Raw genomic sequence first — 16,727 nt, 5'->3', positions numbered from 1 at the left:
TACTTAGGACTTCGCACGCTTTCGTAGGGGAGTTCCGTCTTGGCTGAAGCCGAAAAGCTCGCTGTCCGACCCCGCCAGGTGGTGGGCAAGAAGGTCGCCCAGCTCCGCCGTGACGGCGTGCTGCCGGGCGTCGTCTTCGGCGGGCGCAAGGACTCGACCTCGGTCCAGACCGACCTTCGCTCCTTTGAACGCTCCTACCGCCGTTGGGGCAACACCACCCTGCTCTCGCTCGAAGGCCTCGACGGCGACGCGATCCCAGCCCTGATCCACGGCGTCGCGCGCGACACCATGACCGGCCGCCTCCTCCACGTCGACTTCCAGCGCGTGAGTCTCACCGAGAAGACCCACGCCGAGGTGCCCTTGCATTTCGTGCATGAGTCGCCCGCGGTGAAGACGCTCGGCGCGGTGCTCGTCCACGCCCGCGACCACATCACCGTCGAAGCGTTCCCGCAGGACATCCCGCACTCCATCGACGTCGATCTCTCGCCGCTCATCGAGATCGACGATGCGCTGTACGTTCGCGATCTTGTGTTCGACAAGACGACGGTCCGCATCATCGACGACCCGGACGAGCTCGTCGTCAAGGCCGTCCCGGTGCGCATCGAGGCCGAGCCGGTCGCTGCAGTTGCCGCTCCCGTCGAGGGCGAGGTCGCAGCCGAAGGTGCAGAGGCACCGGCCGAAGGTGCCGCGCCTGCTGCCGCCGGTGCCGCAGTCCCGGGCGCAGCGGCCGGAAAGCCAGGAGCCCCCGCGGGTGCGAAGGCCGGCGCCGCACCCGCGAAGCCCGGCGCCGCACCCGCGAAACCGGGCGCTCCCGCGGGCAAACCAGGCGGGCCCGCCGGCAAGCCGGGCGCGCCTGCGCCGAAGGGCGAGGGCCCGAAGAAGGGCTAGACCCGCGCGGTCAGCGCGCCTCGCACCGGCGAGAAGTCGTCGGGGCTCGCGTCCGGGAACGGATTGTCCGCTCGCTCGAGGCTCCGCAGCTCGATCTCGTCCGCGCTCGTTCCGCTGCGCGCGAGCTCCATCGACCTGCGGAAGCGAAGCGAGTGACTCCGGAAACGTTCCACCGCGTAGTCCGCGGCCTGTCCCGTCGTCACGAGGAACGGCCAGTCACTGGACTGCGCGAGCAACAGCTCGCGCGCGGCTTGACGCGCGGCGCGCGCGCGCAGCGGATCGGACGGTCGCGATGCGCGCAGCTCGTGGATCTCCCGCGCCATGCGGGCGAGCTCGCTCCACATCCATGCGGTGCGCTCGTTCGCCCAGGTGGAGTGGTCGTTGTTCTTTCCCCACGAGCCTTCGACGAGTTCGATGTGCTCGGTCGCCGGCCTGCGCCGCAGGTACTCAGCGACGCTGAGCGGCGCCGGCCCGCCCGACGCAAGCTCGCGCAGAACGTGTCCTAGCCAGTCGACACCCTCGAACCACCAGTGTCCGAAGAGCTCACTGTCGAATGTGACCGTGAGCAACGCATCGGTGCCGCGCTCCGCCCGGTGGCGCGCGAGCGTGTCGCGCACGAGACCGACGAAGTGGACCGCGTGCCCGCGCACCCGCTCCGCCGCGGTGCCCGGCGAATACGGCTCCTTCGCACCGAGGCCCGTGCTCTGATCCGTGACGCGCCAATAGCGGAGCCCGCTCCGGTCGTCCTTGCGATGGAACTCGCGATATGCGGGCTCGCCGGGGTAGCCCATCGTCGCCGACCACACCTGTCCTGAGACCTTGTCGTGGCGCGCGATCGCGACGACGTTCGACTCGCGCACGAGGTACGGGCGCAGCGTGTCGTCGGCCGCCGCGATGAGCGGCACGTCGAGCGCGCCGCCGCTGCGCTCGCGCTGGAACGCGTGACCCTCGGTGACCAGGCGCTTCCCGCCGAGCAGCGCGGCGTCGGTGAAGAAGTGCGTGAGGCCGTGCGACTCGAGGATGTCCTCGAGCCCCGGTGCGTATGCGCACTCGGGTAGCCAGATCCCGCGTGGCTCGACGCCGAGGAGACGACGCGTCGTGCGCGCTCCGACGGCGAGCTGCGCATGCACCGACGCCTGATCGAGGAGCGGTAGGTACCCGTGCGTCGCGCCCGACGTGAGGATCTCGATATGCCCGCTCCGCGCGAGGGAGGCGAAGGCCGCGACGAGATCGCGGCCGAAGCGACGGACGTAGGCGTCGCGATGCGCGCGATAGAGCGACGCATAGAAGCGCGCGATCGCACCGCGCTCCGTGTTGCCGTCCCCGACGAAGCGCTGAACGTCGGTGTCGGCGCGATGGATCTGATCGTCGCAGTACTCGATGAAACGCGCGTCGATGTCATGGTCAGCGAGCTGCTCGATGAGCGTTGGTGTGAGCCCGATCGTGATCTGGTACGGGACGTCGTCGTCGCGCAGGTCATGGAGCAGGCCGAGCAGCGGCAGGTACGTGCCGAGGATCGCCTCGTGCACCCACTCCTCGCCATGCGGCCAGCGGCCGGCGCCACGCGCGTACGGCAGATGTGAATGGAGAACGAGGGCGAACGCTTCGGTCACGTTCCCATTGTGGCTCTCGCTCTTGGCTTAGGCTCGCAGGCGGTGCATTCGCACGTCTTAGGCGGATTTCATGCAGCCAGCGCCGACCTTCGCGCCAGCGGCGCTCGCGCTCGTCGCGCTCGTCCTCCTCGTCAAGACGCAGCGCCACCCCGCGCTGCGCGCGTAACGCCTTCGTCGCTAGCATCGCGGCGTGAGTGGCGCGAACTTCGACATCGATCCCGACATCCGCGTCGCGAAGACACTCCCGGCCCGTGTCTACTCAGATCACGCACTTTTTCGCGCTCAGCGTGAGCGTGTGTTCGCTCGCACATGGCAATACGCCGCGAACGACGATGTCGTGAAGGTGGCCGGACAGGTCTTTCCGTTCACGCTGCTGCCCGGTGCGCTCGATGAGCCGCTGCTCCTCACGCGCGACGCGCAGGACCAGGTGCATGCGCTGTCGAACGTGTGCACGCATCGCGGCACGCTCGTCGTCGACGGAGCGGGCCACCAGCAGCAACTGCGCTGCCGCTATCACGGCCGGCGCTTCACGCTCGACGGCCGCTTCCACTCCATGCCCGAGTTCGAAGGGACGGCGGACTTTCCTTCGGCGAGTGACGACCTGCCGCACGTCGCGCTCGGGACTTGGCAGCGCTTTCTGATGGTGTCCCTCGCGCCCGCGATGACGTTCGAAGACGTCGTGGCGCCGATGCGAGGCCGCATCGGCCACCTCCCGTTCGACCAACTCGTGTTCGATGAGGCCGGTACGCGCGACTACGTCGTGAACGCGAACTGGGCGCTGTACATCGACAACTACCTCGAGGGCTTCCACATCCCGTACGTGCACAACAGCCTCGCCGCGGTCATCGACTACGGCGCCTATGCGGTCGAGCTCGAGCGCTTCGCCGTGTTGCAGGTCGCGATCGCGAAGTCCGGCGAGAGCGCGCTGGGCGCGCCGCGCTCGCACACCGACGCCGGCAAGGCCATCGGCGCGTATTACTACTGGCTGTTCCCGACGACGATGTTCAACGTGTACCCGTGGGGCGTCTCGGTGAATGTCGTGGCCCCGCTCGCCGTGGATCGGACGCGCGTGTCGTTCCTCCCGTTCGTGTGGGACGCGAGCAAGCGCGAACAGGGCGCGGGCGGTGGGCTCGATCGGGTGGAGCGCGAAGACGAGGCGATCGTCGAGGCCGTCCAGCGCGGCGTCCGCTCACGACTATACGATCGCGGCCGATACTCGCCCGCCCGCGAAGGCGGTGTGCATCATTTCCATCGCCTGCTTGCTGAATTCATGCGCGCATAACGCGGTGCGTTCTTAGCGAATACTTAGCCCCGAGCGGCCTTCCGGCGTGTAAGGTCGGACGAACACACCGCGGAGGAAACGATGAGCTCAGGGTACATGTCCCGCATTGCCATGCCGCTCGCGACCGCGAGCCTCCTGCTCGCCGCGTGCGGTGGAGCAGCCGTCGCGCCGAGCGCGAGCCCTGCGCCAACGGCCGTCGCGGCCACCGCGACACCCACGCCGACAGCGACCGCAACGAGCGTGAGCACTGTCACGACCGGGACCTGGACCATCAGTGACACCTCGAGGGCGACGGTGCGCGTGCGCGAGCAGCTGGTGGGCGTGAACCTCCCATCAGATGCGGTGCTCGTTGCGACAGGCGCGACCGGGACGTTCGTCCTCAAAGACGACGGCACGTTCTCGTCCGACTCGAAGATCACGTTCGATCTCACAACGCTCGCGAGCGATCAGCGCGACCGCGACAACTTCGTGAAGATGGACACGCTGCAGGTCCGTCAGTTCCCGAAGGCGGAGTTCGTTCCGACGAAGACGAGCGGCCTGGTGCTCCCGATGCCGGCGAGCGGTGAGTTCACCTTCAAGCTCACGGGTCAGATCACGATCCACGGCAAAACGAAAGAAGTGACGTTCGACGTGGTGGCCAAGCGCAGTGGGAACGACCTCACAGCCACGGCGACAGCGGCGCCGACCTGGAAGTTCGGCGACTTCGGGATGTCCGCACCCTCCGTCCCGTTCCGCGTCGTCAGCGTCGTCGACGAGATCCGCGTTGTCGTCGACCTCGTTGCGACGGTGAAGGTCTAGGTCAGAGAGAACTGAAAGAGCAGCACGCGATCGACAACGACGACGCGCAGGTCGGCCGCATCCTGAGCCGCAGAGAGGTCCTCGCGCTCCTGGGTGGATCGAGCGTCGCGCTCCTCGCGGCGTGCGCTCCGGGTGCGCTCACGTCGGCATCGCCGACGGCCGCGGCGCAGCAGACGAGCGCCGGGGCGACGGCGGCAGCCGCGGCATCTGCGGCGGCGACCACGGTGCTGCCTTCATGCATCGTGCGTCCCGCACTCACTGAAGGTCCGTACTTCGTCGACGAGAAGCTGAACCGCTCTGACATCCGTTCGGATCCCGGGACCGGCTCGGTGAGACCCGGCGCCCTACTCACGCTCAACTTCCTCGTCTCGCGGGTCAGCGGCAGCGCGTGCACCGCGCTCAGCGGCGCAGTCGTCGATGTCTGGCACTGCGACGCGCTCGGCGTGTACTCCGATGTGGACAACGCGCGAGGGCAGAAGTTCCTGCGCGGTTACCGGACCACCGACGCATCGGGCAGCGCGAAGTTCACCACGGTCTATCCCGGCTGGTACCAGGGCCGGGCCGTGCACATCCACTTCAAGATCCGTCCGACGTCTTCGAGCGAGTTCACTTCGCAGCTCTTCTTCGACGACGCGCTGAACACGCAGGTGTTCGCGCAGACGCCGTACTCGCAGAAGGGAACGCAGGGCGTCACGCGGAACGCCGCCGACGGCATCTTCCAGCAGAGCGGCGGCAAGCTGACCCTGAACGTCACGAAGAACGGCGACGCCTACGCCGCGACGTTCGACATCGGTCTCGCGAGCTAGGGCGGTAGCAGGGGGGTTGCAGGGGGTTCTCCCCCTGCGATAAACAAGTACTGCCCCGTTAGTCCGAAACGCAGCGTGCGACTGACCGGCCCGTTAATCACTTCGATGAGGCGGTCAGACGTCACCGAGATCCTTTCCCCGTCCGGTCGTGATATCGGCGCGGTCGTCGCCGGGCGCTACCGCCTCGCCGCTCACATCGGCACCGGTGGCACGGCGGACGTCTGGCGCGCCTACGACGAGTCGCGTGACCGCCCCGTCACGGTGAAGATCCTCCGCGACCCGAAGGACTCGGACGCGCGGCGCCACTTCCTGGCCGAGGCGCGCCGTCTCGAAACGCTGGACCATCCGTCGATCGTCCCGGTCCTCGGCATCCACGAGGCGCTGGGCGACACGCTCATCGCGTTCGAGCATGTCGAGGGCGAGCCGCTCGACCAGATCGCACGGACCGGCCCCGCGCTCCCGCCGCGCAAGATCGCGCTCCTGCTGATCCAGATCGCCGACGCGGTCGAGGCGTTCCACTCGCACGGCTTCGTGCACCTCGACCTCAAGCCCGCGAACGTCCTCATCGCGGCCGACGGACGACCGCGGCTGCTCGACTTCGGCATCGCCGAACCGATCGGTCATCCGCCCGAGGTCGTGCGCGGCACGCCCGGCTTCGCGTCTCCCGAGGTGACCGCGGGCGGCGCAGCGTCCCGCGCGAGCGACGTCTACGGGCTCGCGGCGATCGCGAAGGAGCTGCTCGGTGCGCATCCGTCGCCGCGCGTCGCGAGCGTGCTGCGTCGCGGTCTCGAGCCGGATCCCACGCGCCGCTACGGCCGTCCGCGCACGTTCGTGTACGGCGTCGCGCTCGCGGTCGTCATCGATGAAGAGCTCGCGGTCCTGGGTCGCGTGACGCGTCGCGGGCGCGCCGCCGTGTCGAGCCTGCTCTCACGTGGCGGGGCACGCCGCGCTGTCGCGTTCGCGAAGGCTCGCCCGGAGCTTTCCTTCCGTGTCGCTGCGGCAACGCTCATCGTCGCCGGCGTGTTGCTCCAGCAGACGCATCCCGCTGCCGACGCGACCAACGCCGGCACGATGCCTGCTCTCGTTCGCCCCGCGTTCGACGTGCCGCCGCTCGGCGCGTATGGCGCGACGTTCGAGTCGCAGGCACCCTATCCGAACGCGTCGCCGAACAGCACGGTCGAATGGACGCTCGCGCTCCGCAACACAGGCTCCGCCGGCTGGTATCGCGGAGTGGACGGCGCTCAGGCCTCGCTCATCCTCGACGACGGCACCGTCGTCGCCGTGCAATCGACGCAGTACGTCGGGCCCGGTCAGACGGGCTGGTTCGTCGCGCACTTCCGCGCGCCGAGCGAGCTTGGTCCGCACACGATCCGCCTGCGCCCCGCGATCAACGGCCGCGGTCCGCTCCCGGATCTCGGCATCTACGCGGTGGTGACCGTCAGATAGTCGCCTAGCGCTCGGCCTGGAACTCCCATTCCTCAACGACATCCGCACCCGCGACCGTCAGCTCGAGGCGCACCCGGTAGCGCGCGCCAGGAGTGAGCGGCGCCGCGGGTATGACCGCGACGTAATCGCGTTCGTAGAGCTGCGGCACGACGTGGTACGCGAAGTCCGGCCCGCCGACCTGTACGAGGCGCGCGCTGCGCAGATCGACGGCGCGCGCGCTCGAATACACGACCATGATCGGATAGCCGACCGGTCGCGAGGCGCCCGCGGGCAATACGTCGGGGATCTCCTCGCCGGAGTACGCGCCGGCGACGCGCTGGTCCGGTGCCGGAGCGCGCACGCGGTCGGGCGCGGGCGCAGCGAAGTCGTACACGATCACGCCCACGGTTATGGAACGCCCACTGATCTCCGCATGGCCCCATCCAGCGACGACCGCCTCCGGATGCATGAGGCCGAGCCGGTGATATGGGAGGACCCAGAGCGAGCGGACGCCGTCGGTGCCGGAGGTGAACGAGGTCGCGACCTCGCTGGCGTTCGCGTCGCTGTACCCCTGCGCCGCGAGCCGATCGCGCACGAACACGCCGCTGAAGCCCGGCGCACCGGGGACCTCGTCGTGACCGAGCGCGTCGTTCCGAGCGAGGTACTCCGCATGGCGCTGCGCCGCGGCAGTCACACGGTCGTCTGCGCGCACCGCGGGCGCGCCGACCGCGGCGCGAAGCGCATTGTGCACGCGCAGCATCTCGCTCGCGTCGTTGGCGAGCGACGACGTCGTCGGGCTCGCGGTTTGGCTCGCACTCGGGCTAGCCGACGCGGTCGCCGACGGACTCGCGGACGCTGCGGCGGGAGTCGCGATTTCCGATGAGACCACGCTCGCGGTTGGCGAGGCGACGGCAGCGGTCGGCGACGCGACGGCCGCCGTCGGCGTCGACGACGCGACTCTCACCGCATCCGGAGTCGAGAGGCGGCCGGCGATCGCGAGACCGACCGCAAGGAGCACGACGAGCGCGTAAGGGAGGAGCGTGACGGCGGTCCGGACGCGTCGCACGACGCGACGCTACGGGTTCTGTGAGACCGTGACGACGGTGTAGATGCCGAGGTCCTGCAGCGGCCCGCGGCCGTCGATGCGCGGCAGGAGCTGCACGTTGTACGTACCCAGCTCCGCGCGAGCGCGGAACTTCACGACGAACCAGCCCACCTGGCCAGGCGCGACGTATTCCGTCGTCTGGACGGCGACGCCAGCGCCGTTGGGCAGCGCGAGTGCGGCCTGCGCGCCCTCGATGCCGCGATACCAACCCGCCGAGCCCGTGTTGCGAAGCGCGACGACCCACTCGACGGTGCCGTTCGGAGTCGTCGTCGGATAGGGGCCCTGCGATTCGAACGCGGCGCCATACGCGCTGAGCGGCGGCACCGTGAATGGGGCGGGAGCGAGAGCCGGGCGCGGGACACCCGTCGCGGATGGCGACGGCGCCCCCCGAAGGACTTCGACGATCGCATCGTCGAGCGGTGACAGCACGAAGATACCAAGGAGGAGCAGACCGATCGGGATTGCGAGGATGACCGGGTGGACGCGCGAGATGCGCGCGATGAGCGGACCTGTGCCCGACGCGGCCCGCGCGACGAGCGGACCCGCGTTCGACGCTGCACGCGCCATCAGCGGACCGGCGCTCGATGCGACACGGGCGATCAGCGGAGCCGCATTCGATGCAGCGCGCGCGATGAAGGGCGCCGCGCTCGATGCGACGCGCGTTCCGAGCGAGGCGACCGACTGCGCTGCGCCTGTGCCAGCCGTCTGACGAGCATCGCCCTTCACATCGGCGGCGCGAGGCGGCGCGCTCGCGGGACTCGATGATGGGCCGCGCACGCTCGATGCCGCTCCCGCGACGCGACGCATGCGCGCCGAGGCGCGCGTGATGAACGATGTCAGGGCGGACGTGTCGATGCCCTGCGGAAGCAGCGCGCGAACTTCGGCCACGACAGCCGCGACGTCGGACTTGGCCGTGGCGAGCGCGCCGGACACGGCCGACGCCGATTGCGTTGGCCCGGTGGTCGACGCAGACGCAGCCGGCGTCCCGGGCGCTGCGGTCTCGAAATTGGAAGCTGGTGTCTCGTCCACCGCTTCGATCGCATCGATGGCGGCTTGCAGTGTTGCGACGGGCTCCGGCGCAACGGGTGGACGCGTCGGTCCCGCCATCGCACCGAGCACGGTCGTCCTCTCGTCCGCGGCCTTCGTCGCGGGCTTCACGTCCTTCGCGATCGCTGAAAGCTCGGTCATGACGACGGGCAGTGGGATCAGGTGGTCGAACACGATGAACGTGTCCGTCGCTCCGTCGTGGATCGACGCGACGCGCATCACCGAGGGACGCTCGATCGCGGCCATGCGGCGAGCCTCGGCGAGGAAACGCTGCCGGGCGGGCTCGTTGCTCCGATCGCGCAGGATCTCGAGGGTCACGACCTTCTCGCTGGAGTCGTCGAGCGCGTGCCACAGGTCGGCGAGGTCATCGCCGCCTTTGAACATCGCGAGGCGATAGCGGCCGGCGAGGACCTGGCCGACCTGGCGGCCGCCGTCGGCGGGCGCGGGCGTGGTTTCGGTGCTGTTCACTCGCACGGACTAACGCCACCGGGCTGCTTTGTCATCGGGGATAGCCCGAACAGCCCATGGCGAGAGCGGACTGGTCCCTTTCTGTAACGGCGCTAGTGCAGGATGACCGGCGCGAGGTCGGGGGCGGGCATCTGGGGGTCGAGCGGATAGATCGGGCGGTCGAGCCCGCGGTGGCCGAGCCGGACGATGTCCTGATCGACGCCGCCCGGCGTGAGTCCTAGGACCCAGCCCTTCGCAGCGTCGTACAGATCGGGCACGAGATAGCCGATCTTCACGACGGTGAGGTCGTGCGTTGCCGGATCGAGACCGAGCTCGGTGAAGTCGCGGATGAAGTGGAATGGCTTCCGGCGGCTGGTCAGGACCGCGCGCACGCCGCCGGTCGCGACGACCGCGATGTCGCCGCCGATGGGGTCGCCGAACGCGATCCGCAGCACATCCCCACGCAGCGCTGTGCCCGCGCCCTGTGTCGATCCGAACGCGCCGCCCACCCGCAGATCGACGGTCGCACCTTCGCCCGCGTCGACGCACCGCGCGACCGCGGTCGGATCGACGACGCTCGCCCAGATCGCCGTCGCTCGGCCGGAAGCGAGCGCGGGTTGCGCGATGAGGCGCTCGAGCATGAAGGCGACATCGCCCGCGCCACCCGCAGTCGGATTGTCCCCAGAGTCGCTGATGAAGAAAGGACGAGCGCGACTCGCAAGACCGGTCGCGATGCACCAGTCCGCGTCGCCAGCGGCGGTGCTGAACGCGAACTCCGCGCGCGCGTTCCAGTACCGCTCGGCCAGACCGCGCGCCTCACGTGCGATCGCGTCCTCGTCCGTCCCGGTCACCAGGACGGCCGCGCTGCACCGCGGTTCATCGGCCCACGCGTAGCCGATCCACACGGCCGCATCGATGATGCCGGCGAGCCGCTCGATCGCGGCAAGCGCGCCGTAAATGGAACGCGCGGGCTCGTCCCTGGTGCTCGCCTTCTCACCCGGGAGCAGCACGGGCACGCGGACCCAGGCCTTGCGCGGACGGATACCTCGGTCGAGGCAAGCGACGAGATTCGCGACGGCGCGACGGCGGGTGAGCGGCGCGTCCTCGTGCGGCGACATGCGATGCGAGGTCGCGAGGTCGAGCGCGGACGCCAGGCGACGCGACATGTTGCCGTGCGGATCCATCGCCGCCGAGAGCAGCGCCCCGCGGCCCAGGACCTCGCGGACGGCCGTCGCAAGATCCCCCTCCGCGTCGGTCATGCCGACCACGCTCATCGCACCGTGGATGTCGAGAAATACCCCATCGAGTGGAAGCGCGGCACGCAGGCCGCCCAGGAGCTCGCTCTTCACCGATTCGTAGAAGTCGCGCACGACCGCGCCGCCCGGCAGCGCGCGCGCGTGCACGAGCGGCAGCCACTCGACCTGAGCGGGAAGGTCGTCGTAACGCGCGAGCAGCTCGGCGCCGCGCAGGACGGTGAAGTCCGCCGCGCCGCTGCGATGCGGCGAGAACGCGCTCGACTCGATGTGCATCCCGCCGATCGCGATGCGCTGCCGCGTCATGCGAGACAGAACGCTAGCGCGCGATCGCGTCTAGGCCTTGTCGTCCGTTCGCTTCTCCACCGTGACGACCGCGTCGGTCACGATCGCGGCGATCGCGGCTATGGCCGCCCAGACCGGCAGCAGCAGCGCGCCCACGACACCGAGGGTCAGCGGGACTTCGATGAGCGTCACACCGTCGCGGGTCTTGACCAGCAGGCGGCGGGCGTTTCCCTCCTCGATCAGCGCCTTGATCCGCTCGATGACCCGGTCAACGCCCTCCTCGTCGATGTGGAACGTCTCGAACAGCGATTCCTTTGTCGTTGGCATCTCAGTCCCCCTTCTTGGCCCTCCGCGAAATTGTGGTCTTACTCGGAGTACGGCGCGAGCCCGGCGCGGATTTCGTCGCCTGCGCGACACTCACGTCCCGCGAATTGGCGTCGGGGTCTGTGAACGCCAGCAGTCGCGCGCCCTCCTCAGCCACGGCGGCCAGGTCGCGCTTCGCCACCGGGACGACGGGCGCGACGAGCAGCCGCGCGTCGCCCTTCTCGCGGCTCATCTTCCATGTCGCTCCGATGAATCCGTTGATGAGCACGGTCCCGAACCGACCCTCCATCACCGACCTCTGCGACCAGCGGACGTCATCACGGACGATGCGGGAGCGGTCGTCGTGCGAGAGGAAGACGTTGTCGTACTCCGGCAGGAAGCGCGGCGGCGCGGGCGTGTCGGGATCCGGCAGCGGACCATCCGGCACATCGAAGAGCTCGCGTCCTCTCTCGTCGCGGAACGCGCGCAGGCTCGACCGGAGCCGTTCGAAGACCTCGCGCAGCCCAGTGAGGCGCGACCAGGTCCTGGCGTCGGCGACGGTCGCTGGGCCGAAGGCGCGCAGGTACCGCTGCATCAGCTTGTCGGGAGAAGCGTCGCCGGCCACATCGCGGCCGAGCCACGTCTGCAGCAACGCGTGTCGCGGCTGAGCACTCGCGCCCCAGACACCACGTGGCGGCACCTGCACGAGCGGCAGGTGAAAGTGCACGGCCGCGGCGAGCGCGTCGGCGTCCCGCTCCGGCCAGCGCTTCTTCAGGAGCGGACGAAGCTCCGCGGCGCTGCGCGGGGTCTCATCCACGAGATTCCGGCCCAGAGCGAGCACCGCCTCCAAGTCGAGACCGGCGAGCCGGCTCGTGAAGGTCGGGGCGCCAACGTCGTCTCTCGCGCTCACGAACATGCGCTCGTAGACCGGCTGCACGACGGGCCGGATCGCGAGCGCGTCGCGCGCGGTAACGAGATGAACGGTGCCGCGCATCAGTCCGATGCGCACCGCTCGCCGGTCGGTGATCAGCTTCGCGAGCTCATCGGTACGAAAGCCCTCGAGCCGGGTCCACAGTCCTATGTATGGGTCCAGAGGCACCTGCGCCTGCATGCCGACGAGCCACTCGATGGCGTCCTTCGCGGAGATCTTGGACCGAGCAAGTAGGAACTGCCGTTCGAGGAGGGCGCGATTCAGTGCGCGCCGACTGAGGACCACCGCGCAGGTATAGTCGAGCCCGAGATCCGCATGGAGGGAGCAAGGATGGAGCGCGAAGCCGGACCGAAGATGGATCGCAGGCGGTTCCTCCAAGCGCTTGCGGCGGTCGGCGTCGCCACCGCGTGCGGTTCTCCGCCACCTCAGGCGGCAAACCCGGTGGCGACCGGGGCACCGACCGCAGCGGCGGCGAAGCCGGTGAGCATCGAGTGGTGGCGCCGGAACTACACCCCGGGAACGCAGAACGCCGAGACCGTGACATCGGACGGCGCGGTGAAGGGTTTCCGCGTACGTAACCCGAACTTCACGATCTCGATCCAGGGCGGGCCGTTCGGTCCCGAGACGGACCAGAAGTTCGACCTCGCGATCCTCCAGCAGAAGGCCGGCCCAGATGTCTTCCACACGACCGGCGGCGACGTCCTCAAATACGCGGCCGCGGGCCAGCTGTCCGAGCCGCCGCTCACCTCGGCCGAACGGAGCGACTTCAATGTGAGCGCGCTCACCGCGACGACGTACAAGGGCAAGGTCGTGGCGTATCCACTCTGGATCGTGCCGTGGTTCGAGTACATCAACCTCGACCTCTTCAAGGAGCGCGGTGTCACTCCGCCGACGGACGGCACCTGGACCTACGAGCAGTTCCTGGACGCGGCCAAGAAGCTCACCTTCAAACGAGCCGACGGGAAGCAGATCTACGGCTTCGCGCACGCGAACGACGAGTTCGCGTTCATGCTCATCGACGGAGGCCGCCTGTATGACAGGGACGTCAAGACGTGGACGTTCAACAGCGCGGAGGCCGTGAGCGGGCTCGAGCGGTGGATCGCGCTCGCGAAAGAGAAGGTCATGCCGCCCGACTTCCTCACGCTCAACCCCAACGACTCACAGGCGCGCTTCATCAGCGGCGAGATCGGGATCCTCCAGCGACCGAGCGCGATGATCAACGTGCTCAACGCGGACCCGAAGTGGAAGTACGGTACGAACTGGGAGATCGCGAACTTCCCGAAGGGCAAGACCGCGCAGACCGCGTGGGGTGGCGTCGGCTTCATCGCCGTGCGCGAGCAGGCGGATGCCGAGAAGAAGGCTGCGGCGCACCAGTTCGCGAAGTACCTCACCGGTCCCGACATCGGTCCGGACCTGAACAAGATGAGCCCGCCGGTCGAATACTGGCTCGCGCCCGCCGCGCGCACGAGCGCGGCCGGGATCTACGGCGAGTACCACCCCGCGAAGGCGAAAGTCGCGAAGATGGGCTCGTTCACCTACGTGTTGCCGAACGTGAGCACCTGGGCGGAGATCGACCAGAAGTACCTGCGTCCGGCGCGCGACGCGGCCCTCGAGGGAAAGAAGACGGCGAAGCAGGCGCTGGACGAAGTCGCGCCGAACGCGCAGAAGCTGCTGGACGAAGCGAACAAATAGCGTGGGCGCCGCGCTGCGGCGTCACGGTTGGTCGTATCTCTTCGTCCTGCCGACCTTCGCGCTGTTCGTTGTCTTCACGCTCCTGCCCGTCGTGCAGGCGTTCGCGCTGTCGCTGCAGAGCGCGCGCATCGCGAGCAGCGAGTGGGTCGGGATGGCGAACTTCGTCACGCTCGCCGAGGATCCGGTGTTCCGCCAGGCGCTCGGCAACACGGTCCTGTACTCGCTCGTCGTCGTTGCCGCGCAACTGACGCTCGCGCTCGTCGTCGCGAGCCTCATCCAGCCGCTCGGCCGCAAGAGCCAGACCTTCTATCGCGCCCTCTTCTATCTCCCGCTGGTGAACTCCGCGATCCTCGTCGCGATGGTGTGGCGTTGGATCTTCAATCCGAACCCGTACGGTCTCGCGAACACCGTCCTAGGGGTACTCGGGATCGAGCCCTTCCGATGGATCGGCAGCTCGGACCAGGCACTGGCCGCGGTGATCCTGAGCGCGGTGCTCACGATCCCCGGCGGTGGCGTCGTCCTCTACTCGGCGGCGATGGGCGCGCTCCCAAGAGAGCTCTATGAGGCAGCCGAGGTCGAAGGCGCCGGCCCGCTCACGAAGTGGTGGTACATCACCGTACCGCTGCTGAAGCCGACCACGCTCTACCTGCTCGTCGTCTACACGATCCTCGCGTTCCAGGTCTTCGAGCGCGTGTACGTGATGACCAACGGGGGCGGTCCGAACAACGCGACGATCACGATCGTCCAGCTCGTGTACAGCACGGCGTTCCAGTTCGGCCGCTATGGCCTGGCGAGCGCGATGGCCGTCGTCCTCTTCATCATGGCCGTCGCCGTCGCCGTCGTGCAGTTCCGCTCCCTACGGTCCGATGTCGAGTATTAGGACCAAGCTCCCTGTCCATCTCGTCCTGCTCGCAGCCGGGCTTCTCTCGTTGTTCCCGCTCTACTGGCTCTTCCTCACGTCGCTCAGTCCGTCCCAGTACGTGGTGAAGGTCCCGCCGGAGATCGTGCCGCGCGAGCTCACGCTGAGCAATTACCAGCGCCTCTTCGAGACGACGCCGATCGTGCGTTGGCTCGTGAACACCGTTGTGATCGCGGGCGTCATCACGGCGTTCCACCTGCTGTTCGACAGCATGGCCGGCTACGCATTCGCGAAGCGGCGCTTCCCGGGAAAGAACGTGATGTTCTGGCTCGTCGTGAGCACGCTCACGGTCCCCGCGCAGGTCACGCTCATTCCGGTGTTCTTCATCCTGCGAACGATCGGGCTGCTCGACACCTATCCGGGCGTCATCGTGCCCGGGCTCGCGGATGTCTTCGGCGTGTTCCTCATGAAGCAGTTCATCCAGACGCTGCCGGGTGACCTCGAGCAGGCAGCCCGCCTCGACGGCGCGTCCGAGTGGCAGGTCTACACGCGGATCATCCTGCCGCTGTCCAAACCGGCGCTCGCCGTGCTGGCGATCTTCACCTTCAATCGCTACTGGAACGCGTTCATCTTCCCGCTCGTCATCCTGCGCGATCCTGCGAAATACCCGGTCCAGGTCGGGCTCGCGACGCTGCAGGGGGAGTTCAACACCGACTTCGGCATGCTCATGACCGGCGCGGCCGTCGCCGCGATCCCGATGATCGTCGTGTTCTTCGCCTTCCAGCGGTACTTCATCGAGGGGATCCGCGTCGGGGGCGTGAAGGGCTGACCGCCGTCGAGCGCAGCTTGGGGAACTTCACGCGAAGACCGGCCGCGTGCAGTTGGAACAAGGTCTCGGGCTCCGGCAGGCCCGCGAGCGCGTAGCTGCCCAGGGTCCGCAGCACGATGCCGGCGGTCTGACTCCCTTCGACGGCATCGCGCGACGCCGACGACAGCAGGATCTGTCCACCATGGCCCGCGGAGCACACGCGTGCGGCGGTATGGACCGCGATGCCGACGTATCCGGTCTCCGTGAGCGTCGTGCGGCCGGTATGGATGCCGATGCGCACGCAGACCTCGACGCCGTCGGGCCAGTCGCGCTTCTGCAGCGACCGCTGTATGCCCACAGCCGCGTCGAGCGCACGCACCGGATGACGGAAGACGGCGAAGAATTCGTCTGCACGTGCGTCGACCTCGTGTCCGCCGCCGTCGCGCACGTTCTTGCGGATGAGCGCTCTCACGTCGCGCAGGAGCGCCGCGTACCCATCGCCGAGTTGCCGAAGCAGACCGGTCGATCCCTCGATGTCGGTGAGCAGGAACGTCACCGTGCCGCGCGGTAAGCTCGCGATATCCCTTGCGCGCGCCTTGATCTCGGTCTGCTGCCGCTCCTTGCGCAGCTGCCCATGGAAGAAGCCGATCGGGACGATGCCGTACTTCTTCGCGGCCCTGAGCAGCCGTTGCCGAGCGCGCTCGCGCGCGACATCGTCCTCGAACCTGGTCTGGTCGAATCGCGCGAGCGCGTTCCGCACGTGCGACGCGTCGTGGATCGGAAGCCGCCGGCGCCGCTGCGAGTCGACGTACGCGAACGCACTGTCGGGGAGGCGGGCGCGCGCGCTGGCAGCGAGTTCTGGCAATGGTTTGGACCCCCTGAAGACGAAATGATATCGGCGGCGACGTTCGCTCGGCATCGCCGGTGAGCGTGCGCGCCGGGGATCAGCTCGCTGTGCGGTGGAGTCTCTGGGCGCTGCTCTTCTGAGCGGTGTCATGGGCACGAGATGCGACGACCGCGCGCTTCCGCGCGGCGTGCTCGGTGGTCCACGATCTGCGGCGCACGCTATCGAGACCGCGGTCGAAGGAGCCGATCGCGCAGAAACCCGTGACGATCGTCCCAAGAGCGAGTCCGAGCACGAACGAGAGATCGATCACGCGTCCTCCTTCGGCGCGAGCTCTTCCG

16 protein-coding genes are annotated in these 16,727 nt (G+C 68.5%); 8 read left to right on the top strand and 8 right to left on the bottom strand.

The window, feature by feature from the left end:
• Positions 1-39 precede the first annotated feature (39 nt).
• Complete coding sequence (locus tag VI056_00100; protein ID HEY6201416.1) at positions 40-888, top strand: 50S ribosomal protein L25; 849 nt, start codon at positions 40-42, stop codon at positions 886-888.
• On the opposite strand, the gene VI056_00095 is transcribed toward VI056_00100, so the two are convergent.
• Complete coding sequence (locus VI056_00095) at positions 885-2,501, bottom strand: 1,4-alpha-glucan branching protein domain-containing protein (GenBank protein ID HEY6201415.1); 1,617 nt, start codon at positions 2,499-2,501, stop codon at positions 885-887. The two genes, VI056_00100 and VI056_00095, sit on opposite strands and share 4 nt — an antisense overlap.
• Before the next feature lie 190 nt (positions 2,502-2,691).
• On the opposite strand from VI056_00095, the gene VI056_00090 reads away from it, so the two are divergent.
• The 4 genes from VI056_00090 (at position 2,692) to VI056_00075 (ending at position 6,833) form a co-directional block, all read left to right on the top strand.
• Positions 2,692-3,783, top strand: a complete 1,092-nt coding sequence (locus tag VI056_00090; protein HEY6201414.1) for an aromatic ring-hydroxylating dioxygenase subunit alpha — start codon at positions 2,692-2,694, stop codon at positions 3,781-3,783.
• Positions 3,784-3,864: 81 nt separating this feature from the next.
• A complete protein-coding gene (locus tag VI056_00085; GenBank protein ID HEY6201413.1) occupies positions 3,865-4,581 on the top strand; it encodes a YceI family protein in 717 nt (238 codons plus the stop codon).
• A 224-nt stretch (positions 4,582-4,805) separates the two neighbouring features.
• On the top strand, positions 4,806-5,387 hold the full coding sequence (locus VI056_00080; GenBank protein HEY6201412.1) for an intradiol ring-cleavage dioxygenase: 582 nt from the start codon (positions 4,806-4,808) through the stop codon (positions 5,385-5,387).
• Between the two features lie 105 nt (positions 5,388-5,492).
• Positions 5,493-6,833, top strand: a complete 1,341-nt coding sequence (locus VI056_00075; protein HEY6201411.1) for a serine/threonine-protein kinase — start codon at positions 5,493-5,495, stop codon at positions 6,831-6,833.
• Positions 6,834-6,837: 4 nt separating this feature from the next.
• Here VI056_00075 and VI056_00070 read toward each other — a convergent pair whose 3' ends face one another.
• From VI056_00070 to VI056_00050, 5 genes are all read right to left on the bottom strand, one after another.
• Positions 6,838-7,878, bottom strand: a complete 1,041-nt coding sequence (locus tag VI056_00070; GenBank protein HEY6201410.1) for a CAP domain-containing protein — start codon at positions 7,876-7,878, stop codon at positions 6,838-6,840.
• A gap of 9 nt (positions 7,879-7,887) precedes the next feature.
• Positions 7,888-9,432 (bottom strand): hypothetical protein, encoded by a 1,545-nt coding sequence (locus VI056_00065; GenBank protein HEY6201409.1) that lies wholly within the window; start codon positions 9,430-9,432, stop codon positions 7,888-7,890.
• A 92-nt stretch (positions 9,433-9,524) separates the two neighbouring features.
• Complete coding sequence (locus VI056_00060) at positions 9,525-10,970, bottom strand: M81 family metallopeptidase (protein ID HEY6201408.1); 1,446 nt, start codon at positions 10,968-10,970, stop codon at positions 9,525-9,527.
• A 30-nt stretch (positions 10,971-11,000) separates the two neighbouring features.
• Positions 11,001-11,276 carry a DUF4342 domain-containing protein gene (locus VI056_00055; protein ID HEY6201407.1) on the bottom strand — a complete coding sequence of 92 codons (276 nt, stop codon included), beginning with the start codon at positions 11,274-11,276 and terminating at the stop codon, positions 11,001-11,003.
• A 1-nt stretch (position 11,277) separates the two neighbouring features.
• Entirely contained in the window at positions 11,278-12,468 is a 1,191-nt protein-coding gene (locus tag VI056_00050) for a winged helix DNA-binding domain-containing protein (protein ID HEY6201406.1), read from the bottom strand.
• 45 nt (positions 12,469-12,513) lie between these two features.
• On the opposite strand from VI056_00050, the gene VI056_00045 reads away from it, so the two are divergent.
• The 3 genes from VI056_00045 to VI056_00035 are packed head-to-tail and all read left to right on the top strand — an operon-like array spanning position 12,514 to position 15,563.
• A complete protein-coding gene (locus tag VI056_00045) occupies positions 12,514-13,875 on the top strand; it encodes a twin-arginine translocation signal domain-containing protein (protein ID HEY6201405.1) in 1,362 nt (453 codons plus the stop codon).
• Between the two features lies 1 nt (position 13,876).
• Positions 13,877-14,755, top strand: a complete 879-nt coding sequence (locus tag VI056_00040) for a sugar ABC transporter permease (GenBank protein HEY6201404.1) — start codon at positions 13,877-13,879, stop codon at positions 14,753-14,755.
• Positions 14,742-15,563: a carbohydrate ABC transporter permease gene (locus tag VI056_00035; protein HEY6201403.1), complete on the top strand. Its 822-nt coding sequence runs from the start codon at positions 14,742-14,744 to the stop codon at positions 15,561-15,563. The genes VI056_00040 and VI056_00035 overlap by 14 nt, the downstream gene beginning before the upstream one ends.
• Here the strand turns inward: VI056_00035 and VI056_00030 are convergent.
• Positions 15,526-16,407: an adenylate/guanylate cyclase domain-containing protein gene (locus VI056_00030; GenBank protein HEY6201402.1), complete on the bottom strand. Its 882-nt coding sequence runs from the start codon at positions 16,405-16,407 to the stop codon at positions 15,526-15,528. The genes VI056_00035 and VI056_00030 overlap by 38 nt on opposite strands.
• Positions 16,408-16,486: 79 nt before the next feature.
• On the bottom strand, positions 16,487-16,727 hold a 241-nt coding region (locus tag VI056_00025), incomplete at its 5' end, for a hypothetical protein (protein ID HEY6201401.1).

The organism is Candidatus Limnocylindria bacterium (assembly GCA_036523395.1).
Classification (GTDB): Bacteria; Chloroflexota; Limnocylindria; order P2-11E; family P2-11E; genus CF-39.
The sequence above is the reverse complement of the archived record's forward strand: the minus strand, read 5'-3'. Positions and strand labels throughout refer to the sequence as shown.